The organism is Micromonospora sp. NPDC047644 (assembly GCF_040704315.1).
Classification (GTDB): domain Bacteria; phylum Actinomycetota; class Actinomycetes; order Mycobacteriales; family Micromonosporaceae; genus Micromonospora.
In genome coordinates this window covers 31,086-47,792 of sequence record NZ_JBEYSY010000006.1, presented here as the reverse complement: position 1 = coordinate 47,792, position 16,707 = coordinate 31,086, and the positions used below count along the sequence as shown (strand labels likewise).

The following is a 16,707-nucleotide window of genomic DNA, read 5'->3' as shown; positions in this document are numbered from 1 at the left end:
CGGCGGGCGAAGCGTCGCCGGCCGTCGTACGTCGAGCCGAGATCCTGACCGTTTCAGCTCAGCAAGCTCGGGTAAGGCTGACAACAACCGGTGCGTTCCGCTTCAGCCCGGCGCGGTTGCGTACGGGCCGAGGAGGAACTTCGCGATGCGCGTGACCATGACGCTGTCACTGCCGCGGCAGCCGACCTCGGTGACCCGTGCCCGCCACACGCTGGTGACCCTGTTGAGCCTCACCGAGGCCACCGAGGAGTCTCGTGGTCACCTCGCCGTGCTGATCACCGAGGCGTGCGCCAACGCGGTGATGCACGCCGATCGCGACAGCACCGTCGACATCACCATCGATATCGATGATCAGGTGTGCCTGCTCGAGGTCGGCAACCGCGGCAGTAGCCCCAACGGCGCTGGCCGTCTCGACGTCGGCCTCCCCGACCCGCTCACCGTCGGCGGCCGCGGGCTGCCCTTGATCGCCGCACTCGCCGACACGGCGGCCTTCGTCGCCGGGCCACCGGATCAGGTGCTGCTCCGCATGACCAAACACCTCGCCGACGCGGGGCCCCGAACGACCCGATGACCGGAAATGCCCCGCCCGGCTCCGCGTCCGTCACCAGTCGGTCGGTGCGATACGACGGCCACAGGGCGGATCATCAGTTCACTGACGGCTCTCCTTAATCTTCGGCACCAGCGTGCCGTGGTCACAGCGCGCCTTGATCTCGCTCCGGTTGCCCGGGGACAGCAGCACCACCTGGATCTCCTTGGCCGGCCCGGGGTGGTAGTCCTTGAGGCGGTAGCCGGCGGCAGGAGCGACGTCCACGACGCGAGCCTGATCGCCGGTGCAGAGCACCGTCACCACACCACCGAGTGCCCGCAGGGCTGTGCCTGGCCTCGGGGAGGTCGGCGGCGGCGGCGCGGCACTGGTCGGGACCGTCGACTGTTCGGCACTGGGTGACGTCGTAGGGCCAGGACGGGCCGATGAGCCGGCGCTGGCGCTCGCCTCGACCGGCCCAGCCGGAGCGGCCACCGTGCGGCTCGGTCGAGAGACCGGTGCGGGCTCCGCGGACGTCCGCCGGGCACCAGGTGTCTCGGTGGCAGACACATCGAGGGCAGCATCGGGCGGGGCGGCGCCCTCACGTGTGGCGATCCCGCCCGATCCGCCGTCGACAGGTACGAACTGGGGGAGCAGAAGAGCAACTGTCCCTGCCGTCGCCAGGAGAACGGGGATCAACACCGCGTTCGGGATGCGGCGACGCCGACCGGAAGAGGGGCCGGCGGTAGGCGGGGCCGACACGGGCGGAACGGACGCCGACTGCGCCGCCTGTTTCACCCGGCGCTCGGCGTCATCGGCGAAACCGTGCAGGGCCGCGGCCACCTGCGCGGCGTCCGGTCGATCCGCCGGCTCCCGGGCGAGGCAACGGTCGAGCAGGCGGTGAACCTCCGGTGACACTCCCTCGACATCCGGCAGCGGTGCCGGATCGACGTACACGTGAGCGGTCAACATCTGCGTGGGGGTCTCCGCCGACCAGGGCAGCGCATTGGTCAGCGTTCGGTACAGCAACAGCCCGAGCGCGTAGACGTCGGAAGCGGGCAGGACGGTGCCACCGGCGAGCCGTTCGGGCGCGAGGTAGGCCGCGGTGCCCAACAGCTGTCCGTCCGCCTCCAGCTCCGGCCGACCGACAGTGGTGGCGATGCCGAAATCGACCACCTTCACACCGGCCGGCGTCAGCATCACGTTGGACGGCTTGATGTCCCGGTGCACCAGCTTGCGTTCGTGCGCGGCGGCGAGCGCTTCGGCGACCTGCGCGCACGCCCGCATCGCGGCAGCCGGCGGCAGCGGACCGGCGGCCAGTCGCTCGGACAGGGCCTCGCCGGGCAGCAGTTCCATCACCACGTACGAGACCTGGCGGCCGGCCGCGTCGGTGTGCTCGCCGTAGTCGTACACACTCGTCACGTGCGGGTGCCAGAGGCCCGCTGCGGCCCTGGCCTCTGCCTGGACGCGTTGCCGCGCCCCTCGGGCGGCGGCCTGCGCGCCGGCCAGAACCTTGACCGCCACCCCGCGTTCGAGGACGCGGTCCCACGCCCGCCAGACGACCGACATGCCGCCAGCGCCGAGACGGCTCTCGACCTGATACCTGCCGTCCAACAGATCACCGACCATCACTGGGACAGCTTGCCAGAGTGGACTGTCGGCGGCAGGGCGACCTCCATCCATGCTGGTCAGAGGCCGTCCCGGGCAGGGTCCCGTCGCTTGGTGCCACGGGCTGTCCGATGATCCGGGCGCTCCGGTGGCCAAGCGGGCTGGCCCGGCGCCTCAGGAACCGGTCGGCTCCCAGAGCAGGATCTCGCGGTGGTGACTGAGGCCGTTGCGCAGGTAGAAATCGACAGCGCGGCGGCTGGAGTGGACGGTTACGTGCAGCAACCCCCGCGCGCGGGCCTCGGTCAGGATCGCGGTCACCAGAGCACCGCCGATGCCGCGGTTGCGGTACTCCTCGCGGACCTCGACCGACTGGATGTCGCCGTACCGACGATCCAGCGAATCGTTGCTGGGCACTCGTTCTGCGACGTGGAGCCAGGCGACGCCGACGACGTGTCCGTCGATCTCGGCGACGAACGGCAGATGGGTGTCCCGGTGGGAGGCCACCCAGCCGATGTACGCACTGAGTCTGCCCTCGTCGATGCCGCGTAGTTCCGCGAGCGCCGCCACGTCTGCCGCGCTGGCCCTCCGCACGATCACCCAGGGGAGTCTAGGCGAGCCGATCCCTGGCGGTGCCCCCAGTCGGCCCGACCAGCAGATCGGTGTGCGGTGGGGGACAATCGACTCATGTTTGTCATCAAGGAGCGGTTCTTCTCGATCGGCGACGACTTCGACGTGCTCGACGAGCACGGCACCAAGGTCTTCCACGTCGACGGCAAGGTGCTCAGCGTCCGCGACAAGGTCGTCATCGAGGACGCCACCGGCCGTGAGGTCGCCACGCTGCACCGGCACCTGGTGGCGCTGCGTCCCACCTACGAGATCCGTATCGGCGGCGAGAAGGCCGCCGAGGTCCGCAAGAAGCTGCTCACGCCGTTCCGTGACAAGTTCACCATCGACGTGCCGGGGCCCGATGACCTGGAGATGAAGGGTGACCTGCTCGACCACGAGTACGTGATCGAACGCGACGGCACCGAGGTGGCCTCGGTCTCCAAGCGGTGGCTGACGATCCGGGACACCTACGCCGTGCAGGTCACCGCCGGCGTGGACCCGCTGCTCATCATCGGTAGCGTCCTCGCGCTCGACCTGGCCATGACCCGTGACAAGAAGAAGAAGGCCGACGAGGACTGACTCCCTGCGGGCCCGTGGCCGGGGATCTCCGACACGATCCGCGCCGGCTGGCAGCCCGCAACCGGAGCGGGCTGTGCTACCGGTCGTGGGGCCGGATGTTGTGGTTGAGATGGAACACGTTGTGCGGGTCCCAGATCGTCTTGAGCGCGGTGAGCCTGGCGAGCTTGGCGGCCGGATATGCGCGGCGTACCCCGCTCTGTCCCTCGTCGGCGGCGATCGAGTTGACGTAGACGCCGTCGGCGTACGGGTCGAGCGCGGCCGCGGCACCGCGAGCCGCTGCCATCCGGATGTCGTCTTCGGATGGCTCGATCCAGCGGGAGCCGGCGCCGAACTCGAACACGGTGCCGCGGTGGCTGAAGGCCGCGTCGGCGTCCGCGACGTCGGCGATGGCGCCGCCGTGCGCCTGCAGACCGACGTTGGCCAGGCCCGCGCCGGTGTGCAGGTCCGACGCGCCGCGCAGCAGGAACGCCTCGATCGCCGCGGCGGGAAACCGCCGCAGGTAGTGCGCGCTGGAGTACCGGCGGTAGGCGTGGCCGCCGACTGTGTCGTCGCGTTGCTGTAGTTCCAGGTACGAGGGGGTGGTGACCCGCTCAGCGACCGGGCGGCCGAGCGCGCGCAGCGCCGGCAGCAGCCGGTGGCCCGGTGCCGGGTCGCCGACCCATACGAAGCCGACGGTGGCGATGGGACCCCGGGCCGTGCTGTGGACGTCGGCGGTGAACGTCGCCTGCCGCGGCGCGACGGCGTTGAGGTCCCGCCAGCCTTCGAGCACCGGCACGGCGTCCTCGGCGCGGAAGTCGACCTCGGCGACCAGGGTCTCCGTTCCGGTGTGGTGCAGTTCGAATTCGAAGTCGGTGACGATGCCGAAGTTGCCGCCCCCGCCGCGCAGGCCCCAGTAGAGGTCGGGGTTCTCGGTCCGGCTCGCGGTCACCACCTCGCCGTCCGCGGTGACCATCGTGTAGGAGACGACGTTGTCGCAGGCCAACCCGTGTTGGCGGGCGAGCCAGCCCATGCCGCCGCCGAGGGTCAGGCCGCCGACCCCGGTGTGCGAGACGTTGCCGGCGGTGGTGGCGAGGCCGTACGGCTGCGACGCCCGGTCGAGTGCGCCGAGCAGCGCGCCGCCCTGGACCCGGGCGCGTCGCCGGATCGGGTCGACCCGAACGCCGTTCAACGGGGTCAGGTCGATCATCAGGCCGTTCGCGGGGACGGCGAGACCGGCCACGTTGTGCCCGCCGCAGCGCACCCCGATCTCCAGGTCGATCTCGCGGGCCAGGCGCACCGCGGCCACCACGTCGGCGACGCTGACGGCCTGCACGATCAGCTGCGGGCGTCGGTCGATCATCGCGTTCCAGACGGTGCGGGCCGCGTCGTAACCCGGATCGCCCGGGGTGAGGAGGCGGCCGTCGAAGCGGGGGCTCGTCGTTGTCGGCATACGTCAGAGCCTCATGGAAATCGGTACACCCGGTAAGGTCCGATTTCATGGTCCGAATCAGAACCAATTCGAGCACGGCGGAGGATTTGCTCATTCATGTCGACCGGTCCGCGGCCGAAGCGCTGCATCGGCAGATCGCCGCCTCGATCCGGGGCAGCATCCGGGCCGGCCGGTTGCGTCTCGGGGCGTCCCTGCCGCCCACCCGTACCGTCGCCACCGATCTGGGGGTCTCCCGCGGCGTCGTGGTGGAGGCCTACCAGCAACTCGCCGCCGAGGGCTACCTCACCAGTCGGGCAGGTGGTTACACCCAGGTCGCTGTCGAGCCGCTGCCGCCGTCGACGGGTCGGCGCGGTGCGGATCGGCCGGCGGCCCGGATCGACTTCGGGTATGGCCGCACCGACGTGTCGTCATTCCCCCGGGCCGCCTGGCTGCGTTCGGTGCGAACGGTCCTCACCACCACGCCGAACGAACGCTTCGCCTACCTCGACGGGCGTGGCGTACCCGAACTGCACGCAGCCCTGATCGACTACCTCAGCCGGGTGCGTGGCACAGCGGCCCGCGCGGAGAACGTGGTGATCTGCAGTGGCTACGGCCAAGGCGTCGCGCTCGTCCTCCAGGTGCTCGCGGCGCGCGGCGCGCGCAGGGTGGCCGTCGAGGACCCATCCGCGGACGACGACGCCCGCCTCGCCGCGACCGCCCTCGGCCTGGACGTGATCGGCGTCCCGGTCGGGCCGGACGGCATTCTCGTCGAGAAGCTCGAACGGACCGACGCGGACGCCGTCGTGCTGACGCCCTCGCACCAGTGGCCCACCGGTGGCGTCCTGTCGGCCACCGCACGGGCCCGCGTGCTCGGTTGGGCGCAGCGCCGTGACGCCGTGGTGATCGAGGACGACTACGACGCGGAGTACCGCTACGACCGCTCGCCCGTCGGCGCCATGCAGGGGCTGGCACCCGACTCCGTCGTCTACTGCGGCACAGCGAGCAAGACCCTGGCGCCCGGGCTGCGTCTGGGGTGGCTGCTGGCACCGTCACACCTGGTCGACGACATCACGGCGGCCAAGGTACGGGCCGACCGCGGCTCGCCGGTCATCGACCAGTTGACCTTCGCCGACTTCCTCACCCGCGGCGAGTTCGACAGGCATCTACGGCGCATGCGGCCGGTCTACCGCCGCCGCCGCGACGCGCTTCTGACCGCGCTGCGCACACGCCTGCCCGACCTGGAGCCGGTCGGTGTCGCGGCCGGCCAACACGTCGTCGCCTGGCTCCCGCGCGACCTCGACGAGGCTCCGGTCGTGGCTGCCGCCGCCCGGCGCGGACTGGTCGTGCAGGGCGTTTCCCGGTACCGACTGAGCCCCGCCGGACCGGGTGGGCTGATCTTCGGCTACGCGACCCTCACCGAACGATCCATCGCCGATGGAGTGGAAGCGCTCGCCGACGCGGTCGCAGCGGTCCGTGCGCAGATCCGCCACTGATGGCGGCCGAGCACCCGGGAATCCACCGTCCGGGCCGGAGCCGCCGCTCGAGACCGAAGGGGTCGGGGCGCTGCTGCGCCCCGACCCCTGGCCTGCGCCGTCGGCGCGGGAGAAGGGATCTCTCCGGTCACCCGCAGCGGTGACCGTTGAGGTTGAAGGCGGTCGGCGCCGGATTCGTGCCGCTCCAGGTGCCGTTGAAGCCGATGCTGGTGGACGCGCCGGGGGCGAGTCTGCCGTTCCAACTCATGCTGTCCGCAGTGACGCTCGTTCCGCTCTGCTTCCAGCTGGCCGACCAGCCTTGGCTGACCTTCTGGCTGGTGCTGGGGAAGTCGAAGGCGAGTTTCCAGCCGTCGACAGCGGTGGTGCCGGTGTTCTTGATCGTCACGGTCGCGGTGAAGCCGCCCGGCCAACTGTTCGCCGAGTAGGCGACCGTGCAGCCGCCGGTCGGGGCGGTGGGCGCGGTCCGCACGGTCAGGCCGGGCGAGGCCGCCGAGACGTTGCCCGCCGCGTCGCGGGCGGTCACCACGAAGGTGTACGGGGTGTCCGGTGTCAACCCGGTCACGGTGTACGCGGTGCCGGTGGCGCTGCCCACCTTCACGGAGCCGGCGGTGTCGACCCGGTGCACGTCGTAGCCGGTGACGGCGGTGTCGTCGGTGGACGGTGCCCAGGTCAGCGCGACGCTGTCACCGGTGATCGTGCCGGCGGTCGGCTTGCCCGGGGCGGTCGGCGCCTGGGTGTCGCCGGGGGTGGTGCCGCGCGGCAGCACCAGGTGGGTGATCGAGTTGGCCGGGAAGGTGGCCGTGAGGCCGCCCGCGGTCACCGGAAGGTCGGCTTCCCGGACGACGCCGGCGAGGTTCGCCCCGCTGTAGCGGTAGACCTGGGCGGTGCTGGCGGAGGCGCCGGTGAGGGCCACCGGGCTGGTCAGGTCGTCGCCGGTCTTGTTCACGACGACCACGGTGAGCGCCTTGTCGGCGCTGCGCTCGGCGGCGTACACGGCCAGTGTGCCCTGGTCGGCGCTCGTCGCCCGGACGGACGTCTCGCCGAACGCGCCGCCCTTGCCGTCGTAGTTGCGGTAGACCCGGAAGGCGTTGGCCACCGGCTGGTCGGTCGTGGGCGCGGTCCAGAGGGTGGCCAGGTCGAGCCCTTCACGGCCGAAGATGCCGAGGACGTCAGCCTGGGCGAGGGCGCCGTTGAGAGACCCGAAGCCACCCCAGTTGTACTCGGTCATCGCGACCTTCGTGCCCGGGTAGTGCTGGTCGACAAGCTCGCGCAGGCGCGGAATGAACCGGACCGGGCTGTTGATCCAGCTTTCGTCCACGTAGGTCGGGTCCCAGAGTTGGCGGGTCGAGCGCAGCCGCAGCGCCTGGGTGGTGGCGTCACCGGCCGCGTCGCCGAGCACCCCGGACTGCTGCGGGTAGAGGTGCACGTCGAAGTAGTCGAGGATGCGGGTGCCGTGCTGCTGCTCGTACTCGCGCATCCGGTCCAGGTACCACGGGCCGAGGTCCTGGCCGCCGTGCGCGGCCTTGTCCGGTGGGTTCGACCAGCATCCGGTGCGCGAGCAGGTGTCCTGGTCGAGGCCCGAGAAGATGATCGAGTTGAGCCCCCAGCCGACCGGGCCGAGCGTCCTCGCGCCGGGGTCGGCAGCCTTGATCGCGGCGGCGTACTCGTAGGTGCGGTCGCGTAGCTCGTCGTAGCCCATCCCGGTCGGGCGGACGTCGCGATGGGTGGATTGCCACAGGTCCGGCTCGTTGTCCAGGTTGTAGAACTGGACCCCGCCGTCGGTGGCGGCGCCGAACCGACCCTTGAGGTGGTTGACGAAATCGGTGACGTACTCCGGACCGACGGCGACGCTGGTGTCCGTCGGATCGTTGCCGGTGACCAGCGACCCGTCCGGCTTCTTGCCGTTGCCGCAGTCCGGTGCCCACTGGTCGGTGGACTCCTGCGGGCCGTACTTGGCGACGCTGAAGCCACAGGCCCGCGACCGGTCCTTGGCGATCCAGCCGAGCATCGGCACCGTCATGACCGTGGCGGCGCCGGTGGTCTTGTTCTGCTGCACGAACCGATCGCTCTCCGAGCCTTCCGGGAGGTCGCCCGGACTCGGGTTGTCGTTGGGGATGTTCTCGAAGTACCAGTCCGACGCGCGGTTGGTGGTGTCGGCACGGAAGTTGTAGCGGGTGGTGGCGTTGCCGCCGTAGCGGTGTACCGGCAGCCGCAGGTCGCTGGCGAGCGCCTGGTCGGCGAAGTTCATGCCGTAGATGTACGGGCTGATCTGGTGGCGGGCGGCAGTGGTGTCCACGGCCAGCGCCGGGCCGACCGCGGCCAGGGCGGGCGCCGGCAGGGCCAGGCCGCCGAGGGCCGTGGCGAGCACGACCGGGAGTAGAGCGGTGGTGGGACGCACGAGCATTCCTTTCGCATAGGAGCTCGACGATGGGAGCGCTTCCACAGCGTCATGCCTTCCCGGCTCCGAGTCAACGCCCAACTCGCGGGGCGGTTGGAGAGTGGCGGGTCGGGTTCACTTATGATGACGTTCATCAATGCGTCCACCGCTGATGCGATGCCGGAACGGCTCGGATCGCCGCAGCTCGGAGGGCACCACGCCGCAGCGGTGCGAGCGGGTGCACCTCAGCGTCGCATGACCGCAACGTTCCTGCTGGCCCGGCCCCGGTGGTGGGGACCAGCCGTTCTGGAGGATGACAGTGCGCAGATTTTTCGCGGTGTTCAGCGCCGCCCTGATCCTCGGCGCCGCCGTCGGTAGCGTCCCGGCCGGGGCATCGGGGGCCTCCCGGCCCTCGTGCCCCCGTGGCCTGCTCTTCTGTGAGGACTTCGAGCGACTGCCTCCCGGAGGGCCCAGCACGTTGAACTGGGGCGTCGACACCCGCCACGGCACGCTCACCGTCGAACGTACCCGTCGTGGCAACCAGGCGCTGCACATCCACACCGTTGACAACGGACGGGCCTTCCTGCGCGTCGACGACTTCGCCGCGCCGGGCAACCGCTTCTACGGCCGGATGCGTCTGCGGGTCGACGCCTTCCCCACGGCCCCCGACTGGGCGCACTTCACCCTGGTGGAAGCGACCGGCACCGGCAGCGCGGAGGTCGTCCGTCCGATCGGTGGGCAGTACGCGCCCACGGTCCCCGGAACCTTCTGGGGGATCGGCGCGGACGGCGGTCCGACCGGCGACTGGACCAACTGGCGGGAGTCCGCCCCGGTCGTCGAGGACACCTGGCAGTGCTTCGAGTGGAAGATCGACTCGGCGGACAACCGCGTCGCGGTGTGGATCGATGGCGTGGCGAACCCGGAGTTGACGGCCTCCACGACCGACCACGGCGGCAACGACGTTCCCTTTGTCCTGCCGACGGTCGACACGGTGAAGATCGGCTGGCAGCTTTACCAGGGCGGCACGACACCGGGCGAGTTCGACCTCTGGATCGACGACATCGCCCTGTCGAGCAAGCGGCTCGGCTGCTGACCTGACGCTCGGGTGCCTCTCAGGCTCTCTGCCGGGGTGCGGCCTCGCTGCCGCACCCCGGCGGATGGTCGGTCGTCGAGGACGAGGCCGCGCACATCGTTCGCCGCAGGCACGTCTCTCCGTACGGACGCGGAGCGGACTCCATGGCGATCATCGACATCTCCCGCTACGATCCGACATCGATGGATTACTGAGCGTTGATGTGTTCTGTCCGCAAGCCCTGGACGCTGGCAATCCGGCGCCGCTACGAACGTGGTGCCGACCTGAGGATCCACGCCGTCTCGACGAAGGGAACCCGGATGACGGAGAGCGCGCAGACCACCGAGAGTCGAAGCGTCCCGCCCGCGCGGCCGTACCCGTTCAGCGTGCCCGACCGCCTGGTCGTCGATCCGACCTACGGCGAGCTGCGCGAGACTGAACCGATGACCCGGGTGAAGCTTCCCTACGGCGAGGAAGCGTGGCTCGCCACCCGGTACGAGGACGTCCGTACGGTCCTCGGCGACGTGCGGTTCGGCCGCGCCCCGGCCGTCCAGCGCGACGAGCCCCGGCTCACCGCGCGCCAGCAGTACAGCGGGATGCTGACCATGGACCCGCCCGATCACACCCGGCTGCGCCGGCTGGTGGCGAAGGCGTTCACGGCACGTCGGGTGGAGGCGCTGCGACCCCGCACCCAGGAGATCGCCGACGCGCTGGTCGACGACATGGTCCAGCTCGGTCCGCCGGCCGACCTGGTGGAGCACGTCGCCACGCCGCTGCCGATCCAGGTGATCTGCGAGCTGCTCGGAGTCCCGTACGCCGACCGCGACCGCTTCCACATCTGGTCGGAGGCGATCGTGTCGACCACCTCCCTGCCCGGGGAGACGATCCAGGAATACCTGAACAACCTCTGGGGCTACATCGGTGCTCTGGTCGCCGAGCGCCGCCGCGAGCCGGGGATCGACGACCTGCTCGGCGCGTTGGTGCGGGCCCGCGACGAGAACCAGGATCGGCTCAGCGAGACCGAGCTGGTGGAGCTGGCCGCGGGGCTGCTGGCGGCCGGCCACGAGACCACCGTGACCCAGATCCCCAACTTCGTGTACGTCCTGCTGCACAATCCGGACCAGCTCGCTCGGCTGCGGGCCGACCCGTCGCTGGTGCCGGCCGCGGTCGAGGAACTGCTGCGGTACGTGCCGCTCGGCGTCGGCTCCTCGTTCGCCCGGTACGCCAAGGAGGACGTCGAGGTCGGCGGGGTGCTGGTCCGGGCAGGTGAGCCGGTTCTCGGCTCACTGTCGTCGGCGAACCGGGACGGTACCGTCTTCGCCGACCCGGACCGGCTGGATTTCGCGCGCCAGCAGAACCCGCACCTGGGCTTCGGGCACGGCGTGCACCACTGCGTCGGCGCACAGCTGGCCCGCATGGAACTACAGGTCGCCGTCGCCACCCTCGTGACCCGCCTGCCCGGGCTGCGGCTCGCCGTGCCGGAAGCCGATCTGCGGTGGAAACGGGGCATGTTGGTGCGGGGCCTGCTCGGCATGCCGGTGGCCTGGTGAGCACCACCTGGCGAGTCGGGGTGGACTCGGGCCGCTGCATCGGCACGAGCATCTGCGCCGGCACCGCGCCCGAGCACTTCCGCCTGGTCGACGGCCTGTCCACGCCGCTGGCTGACGTCGTCACCCCGGCCGACGTCATCCTCGACGCCGCCGACTCGTGCCCGGTGGAGGCGATCACGGTCCACGACGCCGACGACCGGCTGATCGCGCCGCAGGAGTGAGCTGACATCGAGCCGGGCCGTCCGCACCCACGAGACGGGCAGGTGCGAGAGCTCCGGCAGATCAGCGATGACGCGGTCGCGGTCGCCGGTCAGGGGCCACACGGCTCACCGTGCCCCTCTACTCTGGACCCACGCGGCTCAGCGGGGGGTTGAGATGCCGGACAAAGAACGCAGGTCCAATCAGCCGTACAAGGACGCCAAAGGTAATTGGCAGAACGTTCCGCCCCACGTCCTGGAGCCCAGCGAGGCCGTTCCAGCCAATCGGGACGACGGCCCCTCCCTGTTCGGCCCGCTGGTGGGCTTGACCATCATCGGTCTGTGCCTGTGGGGCGTTGTGAAGGTCGCAAACTTCCTCCAGGAGTGGACCTGTCCCGTGGTGTTGCTCCTGCTCGTCGTGGCGGTGGCAGCCATCGTGCGGCGGCGGCGGAGGCGGCGGCGCTGACCAGTGCCGCCCCGGCAGAGCCGAGCGAAGTCCTGCTGGGGGGTTCGGAGCGACTGGGATTCTGGTCGTGGCGGACAGCTCTCCGTCGCGCGGCGGCGGCGATACTGTGGGCGTGGAGTACGTGTCCAGAGTGCCGCGACCGCCGCTGGACGGGCTGATCGACGACCTCTACTACCTGGAGGGATCGCCGCCGTACGCCCGGCTGACGCTGCCGGCGAGTCCGGCGGCGTTCCTCGTCGTCAACCTCGGCGCACCGTTCCGCATCCGCGCCGGCACCGATGTCGAGGCGGCCGAGTACGCCGACGGCTGCGTCGTCACCACGCCCACCCGCGCGCTCGAGTTCGGCTACCCACCCCGGACCCGGTCCGTCGGCGTGCACTTCAAGCCGTGGGGGCTGGCACCGTTCCTGCCGATGCCCGCGGTGGAGCTGTGTGACCGGCCGGCGACGATGGAGCAGGTGTGGGGCCGGCCCGCCATCGCTGAGCTGCGAGACCGGCTGGCCACGGCCGAGGGGCCGCACGAGATGCTGACGCTGCTTGAGGACGAGCTGATGCGGCGGCTGGGCGATGCGGCTGGCCTGGGGCTGGTCCGCCGTACGAGCCGCATCATCGCCGCGACCGGTGGGGCGGTGGCGATCGACGACCTGAGGGTCTCCGCCGGTGTCAGTAGCACTCACCTCGCGCAGCGGTTCAAGGAACTGGTCGGCGTCACACCGAAACGGTTCGCCCGCGGCTACCGCTTCGCCGCCACCGTGCTCTCGATCAACCCCGCCGAACCGATCGACTGGGCCGACCTCGCCGCTGCCGCCGGCTACTTCGACCAGGCGCACTTCGGCCACGAGTTCCGGGCCTTCACCGGGCTCACACCCACCCGGTACATCGAGGTCCGGCGGCGGTTCCTGCGCGAACATCCCGGCCACGTGCTGGACGGCTGGCCGCTACCGACCGATTGATTCCTTACAAGAGCGACAGCTCACGGAACTCTAGCCTGAGAGCATCCCCAGCAGAGGAGCGCGCCGATGGGCGACGTGGTCATGTACAGCTCGGTGTCGGTGGACGGCTTCATCGCAGACGAGAACGACCAGCCCGGACCACTGTTCGACTGGTTGACCAGCGGTGACGTCCCGTTGGACGAGAGCGGCGCGCTGAAGGTGTCACAGGCGTCCCACGACTACGTCCGGCCGTACTGGGACCAGATCGGGGTGACGATCGTCGGCCGGCACGTCTTCGACATGACCGACGGCTGGGACGGAAAGCCGCCGAGCGGGATCGACCACGTGGTCGTCGTGACGCACCGGCCGAAGCCGGAGGGCTGGGATCCCGAAGCACCCTTCCACTTCGTCGACGGCGTCGCGGCAGCCGTGGCCAAGGCGCGGGAGCTCGCGGGTGACCGTGTCGTCGAGGTCGCCGCTGGCGACGTCGGCGGCCAGGTGCTTGCCGCGGGCCTGGTCGACGAGGTGCGCATGGACGTCGTACCGGTGGTGTTCGGGTCCGGCAAGCGCTACTTCGGGTCCGTCGACGCGCAGCACCTGTTGGGGGATGCTGATGTCGTCATTCAGGGCAGCCGGGTGCTGCACCTGCGCTATCGGGTGCGCCGTTGACGATCTGAGCGAGCCGGCTGGCCCCGTCCGCTCAGGCTGCGCCGTCGACCAGCGGGTCGTGGACCCGGCCGAGGAACAGCGGTACGCCGGTGAGCCGGTCGTGGATGACGTACAGGAATGGTCGGTTGACGAAGAACTGCGGGCCTTGCGGGATCGACGGCGGCCGGACGATGACGGCCGACGCGGCCGCGGCCTCGGTACCCTTCTCGTCCACCGCGATGAACGTCTCGTGCACCACGTCGTCGATGGACAGGGCCGGTTCGGTGCTCATGCCGGTGAAGTCGGCCTGTGAGGTGAATGCGCTGGGCATGCCGAGGCTGCTCAGCGCGGCACGTAGTTCGGCCGGCAGGCGGAACGTCCAGCGGGGCAGGCGCAGTTCGACGTCGGTGATCTGGAACCCGGTCAGCAACGCGCCCAGCCAGGTCGCATCGACGCTCGCCTCGACGGCGGCGAGATCGTCCCGGGTGGGCATGACGATGGCCATGGCCAGCCCGTCGCCCGCGTACGGCACGTCGACCGCGCGCCAGCCGTCTCCCTCGAGGTAGCCCATCCGGTCGAACGGCCCGCGCATGATCGGGACGTCGACGACGGTCCCGTCATCTCGGGTGAACGCTCCCGTCGCGGTGGCCGCGGCGGTGAACGGGTACTTCCAGGCCGCCTTGAGGTAGAGCGTGTTTGTCAGGATCAGGCTGGTGTCGGGGCTCACGGCGTCGGACTGCAACAGCTCTGGGATCTTCGCGTTGGTCCGGTCGGACACCCAGCTGTTGATCTCCTGGCGGGCCACCTCGGGCGCGCCGCGGAAGTCGACCAGTCGTGGCGTGGCACCGTAGTAGCCGGCCAGGGTGTCCCGGAACCTGGGTCGCAGGGCCAGATCGAGCCGTGTCCACAGCGCGTTGGCGGTGGTCAGCCGAGGTTGCTTGACTCCGTCGCCGTCCTGGTAACGGCCGGCGAGTGTCTGCTCGACGGTGTTGAGCCCGCGGTCGAGCGCGCGGGGGCGCGGACACGGCGCGTGCAGCACCGTGTCCATCTCGTCCGCGGTGGTCGAGCGGGCGCCCGCCCTGGTCATCGCCAGCGCGAGCCCGACCGAGTACGGCGCGCACACCACGTTGCCGCCTGCCCGGGTCGCCGCCACCGTGCGGTAGAGGTCGGCCGTGAAGCCCCGAACGGCGGTGGCGGTGGCCTGCATCGTGGCCGGGTCGGGCGGTATGCGGTCCGTATCCGCCGAGGTGGACGGCGGGCCGAGCCAACGAAGATCACCCGGGGCGGCGGTGAGGGCAGCTGCGGCGAGCGGGACCGCCCGCAGAACGGATCGACGCGAGACCATATATCGAGGTTAGGGCAGTCCCACGGAAACCCACCAGGCCCGAACCCGAATTCATCGAAACTCGACGATGCCTCTCACTCGTGTCGGCGCTTCGGTTCGGCCGCCTCGGCCGGCGGCCTTGCCCCAATCATCTTAGTCATTAAGATAATACCGTGACCATATCGACGGGCTTCTCAGTGGCGATCGCCGGCGCCGGCCTATCCGGCCTCTGTCTCGCCCAGTACCTGATGCGCGCCGGCATCGATGTGCACGTCTACGAGCGGGATCCGGGCCCCTTCGTCCGGCGGCAGGGCTATCGGATCATCCTCGACCGGTACGGCCTGCAAGCGCTGCGTGAGAGCCTGCCGCGCTCGCTCTACAACCTGGCCCTGACCACCGGCGACGAGCCCGGCGGGCACCTACGCTTCACCGACAGCCGGCTGCGGGACGCCTTCACCATCACCTTCAGGGACGAGCCGCACGCGACCCGTCAGGTCGACCGGCTGACTCTGCGCTCGATCCTGCAGTCCGGGCTGAACGGGCGCATCCACTACGGCAAGGACGCCGTCGGCGTGGACAGCGGTGACCCGGCACGGCCGCGGCTGCTGTTCTCCGACGGCACAGCCGCAGCGGCAAGCGTCGTCGTGGGTGCCGACGGTGTCGGCTCGGCGCTGCGCGCGCAGATCATGCCGGACGCGCACCCGGAGAACACCCCGATGGCGGGCATCTACGGCCGGTCGCCCCTGTGGCGCAACGGCGCGAGCATCATCCCGGAAGCGCTGCACAGCAGCGGGGTCCTGTCCATCGCCGACCGGCCGGGCCGCGCCTTCTTCTTCACCTCCATGCGGTTCGGCGAGAGCCCGTCGGAGGCGTTCGCGCGCCTGGCCCCGGGCAGCTATGCGCCCACCGGCGACGACTACGTCATGTGGGGACTGCTGCTCCGGCAGGAGGAGGTGCCCATGGGCATCCGAGGTGACCTGCTGACGCTGTGGAGACTGGCCTCCGGGATGAGCATGGACTTCCACCCGGTCATCCGGCGGCTGGTCGGCACGGCCGAGCTGGACGCCACGGTGCTCAACCTCTTCGCCGCCGGCCAGCGCCCGCGACGGTGGGCGGTGCCCCGGGCAACGATGATGGGCGACGCCGTGCACGTCATGCCGCCGTTCGGCGCGCACGGCGGCAACACGGCGCTGCGTGACGCCGCACTGCTCGGCCACAAGCTGGTCGAGGCGCGGGCCTCCGGCGCGTCGGTGGAGGAGGCGATCGCCAGCTACCAGGACGAGATGGTGCGCTACGCCTTCCGGGCCGTCGACACCGCGGCCCGGCTGATGCGCCGCCTCACCGGGGGAGCGGCCGCGCCCCACTGGGTGCTGACCCGCGTGCTACCTCGGCTGCACCGGGTCACCGTACCAAAGGGATGATTGCCGGCATGTCCCACGAGCCGGCCCGCGCGTCAACGATCACCGACCTGATGCGCGCCGGGCGGGAGACGTCGCGGCTGTCCATGGTGTTCCGGTACGCCGTGGCGGAGCGGCTGGGCCTCACCGTGAGCGACCTGGAGTGCCTGGACTACCTGGCGGACGTCGGATCCGCCACCGCGGGGCAGGTCGCCGAGCGGACCAACCTCACCACCGGAGCGGTGACCAGCATGCTCCGCCGGCTCCAGCAGGCGGGCTACCTGACGGCCGAGCGCGATCCGGCGGACCGGCGGCGGTTGATCGTCGCGCTGCGGCCGGAGCGGGCCGCCGAGTTGGAGCGACCGTACGAGCGGTTCGCCGAGCGGGCGGAGCGGCTCATCGAGGGCTACAGCGTCGAGGAGGTCGGGCTGCTGGTCCGGCACCACGACCGCATGCAGGCGATGTACCTCGCCGAGTTGGACCGCCTGCGCGGCGGCGAGACCGCGCAGGGGTCTGTGTGAGGTCGGT

General features: G+C 70.7%; 16 protein-coding genes. 11 read left to right on the top strand and 5 right to left on the bottom strand.

Annotated features, from left to right (window positions below; genetic code table 11):
• Positions 1-145: 145 nt before the first annotated feature.
• Positions 146-571, top strand: coding sequence for an ATP-binding protein (locus tag AB0877_RS11395; RefSeq protein WP_366608470.1), 426 nt, complete (start codon positions 146-148; stop codon positions 569-571).
• Between the two features lie 78 nt (positions 572-649).
• Here the strand turns inward: AB0877_RS11395 and AB0877_RS11390 are convergent, their stop codons facing one another.
• Entirely contained in the window at positions 650-2,152 is a 1,503-nt protein-coding gene (locus tag AB0877_RS11390) for a protein kinase (RefSeq protein WP_366608719.1), read from the bottom strand.
• Between the two features lie 153 nt (positions 2,153-2,305).
• Positions 2,306-2,728 carry a GNAT family N-acetyltransferase gene (locus AB0877_RS11385; protein ID WP_366608469.1) on the bottom strand — a complete coding sequence of 141 codons (423 nt, stop codon included), beginning with the start codon at positions 2,726-2,728 and terminating at the stop codon, positions 2,306-2,308.
• An 87-nt stretch (positions 2,729-2,815) separates the two neighbouring features.
• Here AB0877_RS11385 and AB0877_RS11380 point away from each other — a divergent pair, with 87 nt between their 5' ends.
• A complete protein-coding gene (locus tag AB0877_RS11380; RefSeq protein ID WP_366608468.1) occupies positions 2,816-3,316 on the top strand; it encodes an LURP-one-related family protein in 501 nt (166 codons plus the stop codon).
• Positions 3,317-3,392: 76 nt separating this feature from the next.
• On the opposite strand, the gene AB0877_RS11375 is transcribed toward AB0877_RS11380, so the two are convergent.
• Entirely contained in the window at positions 3,393-4,745 is a 1,353-nt protein-coding gene (locus AB0877_RS11375; protein ID WP_366608467.1) for an FAD-binding protein, read from the bottom strand.
• A 47-nt stretch (positions 4,746-4,792) separates the two neighbouring features.
• Here AB0877_RS11375 and AB0877_RS11370 point away from each other — a divergent pair, with 47 nt between their 5' ends.
• The gene (locus AB0877_RS11370; RefSeq protein ID WP_366608466.1) at positions 4,793-6,217 is read left to right on the top strand and encodes a PLP-dependent aminotransferase family protein; all 1,425 of its coding nucleotides are present in this window, start codon (positions 4,793-4,795) and stop codon (positions 6,215-6,217) included.
• Between the two features lie 127 nt (positions 6,218-6,344).
• Here the strand turns inward: AB0877_RS11370 and AB0877_RS11365 are convergent, their stop codons facing one another.
• Positions 6,345-8,621, bottom strand: coding sequence for a glycoside hydrolase family 44 protein (locus AB0877_RS11365; RefSeq protein ID WP_366608465.1), 2,277 nt, complete (start codon positions 8,619-8,621; stop codon positions 6,345-6,347).
• A 286-nt stretch (positions 8,622-8,907) separates the two neighbouring features.
• On the opposite strand from AB0877_RS11365, the gene AB0877_RS11360 reads away from it, so the two are divergent.
• The 6 genes from AB0877_RS11360 (at position 8,908) to AB0877_RS11335 (ending at position 13,479) form a co-directional block, all read left to right on the top strand.
• The gene (locus AB0877_RS11360) at positions 8,908-9,687 is read left to right on the top strand and encodes a hypothetical protein (protein WP_366608464.1); all 780 of its coding nucleotides are present in this window, start codon (positions 8,908-8,910) and stop codon (positions 9,685-9,687) included.
• 299 nt (positions 9,688-9,986) lie between these two features.
• Positions 9,987-11,216, top strand: coding sequence for a cytochrome P450 (locus AB0877_RS11355; RefSeq protein ID WP_366608463.1), 1,230 nt, complete (start codon positions 9,987-9,989; stop codon positions 11,214-11,216).
• Positions 11,213-11,437 carry a ferredoxin gene (locus AB0877_RS11350; RefSeq protein ID WP_366608462.1) on the top strand — a complete coding sequence of 75 codons (225 nt, stop codon included), beginning with the start codon at positions 11,213-11,215 and terminating at the stop codon, positions 11,435-11,437. The genes AB0877_RS11355 and AB0877_RS11350 overlap by 4 nt, the downstream gene beginning before the upstream one ends.
• Before the next feature lie 154 nt (positions 11,438-11,591).
• Positions 11,592-11,879: a hypothetical protein gene (locus tag AB0877_RS11345; RefSeq protein WP_366608461.1), complete on the top strand. Its 288-nt coding sequence runs from the start codon at positions 11,592-11,594 to the stop codon at positions 11,877-11,879.
• Positions 11,880-11,991: 112 nt separating this feature from the next.
• Positions 11,992-12,831, top strand: a complete 840-nt coding sequence (locus tag AB0877_RS11340) for an AraC family transcriptional regulator (RefSeq protein WP_366608460.1) — start codon at positions 11,992-11,994, stop codon at positions 12,829-12,831.
• Between the two features lie 66 nt (positions 12,832-12,897).
• Complete coding sequence (locus tag AB0877_RS11335; RefSeq protein WP_366608459.1) at positions 12,898-13,479, top strand: dihydrofolate reductase family protein; 582 nt, start codon at positions 12,898-12,900, stop codon at positions 13,477-13,479.
• 31 nt (positions 13,480-13,510) lie between these two features.
• Here the strand turns inward: AB0877_RS11335 and AB0877_RS11330 are convergent, their stop codons facing one another.
• On the bottom strand, positions 13,511-14,803 hold the full coding sequence (locus tag AB0877_RS11330) for a serpin family protein (protein WP_366608458.1): 1,293 nt from the start codon (positions 14,801-14,803) through the stop codon (positions 13,511-13,513).
• A gap of 152 nt (positions 14,804-14,955) precedes the next feature.
• On the opposite strand from AB0877_RS11330, the gene AB0877_RS11325 reads away from it, so the two are divergent.
• Positions 14,956-16,203, top strand: coding sequence for an NAD(P)/FAD-dependent oxidoreductase (locus AB0877_RS11325; RefSeq protein ID WP_366608457.1), 1,248 nt, complete (start codon positions 14,956-14,958; stop codon positions 16,201-16,203).
• An 8-nt stretch (positions 16,204-16,211) separates the two neighbouring features.
• Positions 16,212-16,700 carry a MarR family transcriptional regulator gene (locus AB0877_RS11320; RefSeq protein ID WP_366608456.1) on the top strand — a complete coding sequence of 163 codons (489 nt, stop codon included), beginning with the start codon at positions 16,212-16,214 and terminating at the stop codon, positions 16,698-16,700.
• Positions 16,701-16,707 lie beyond the last annotated feature (7 nt).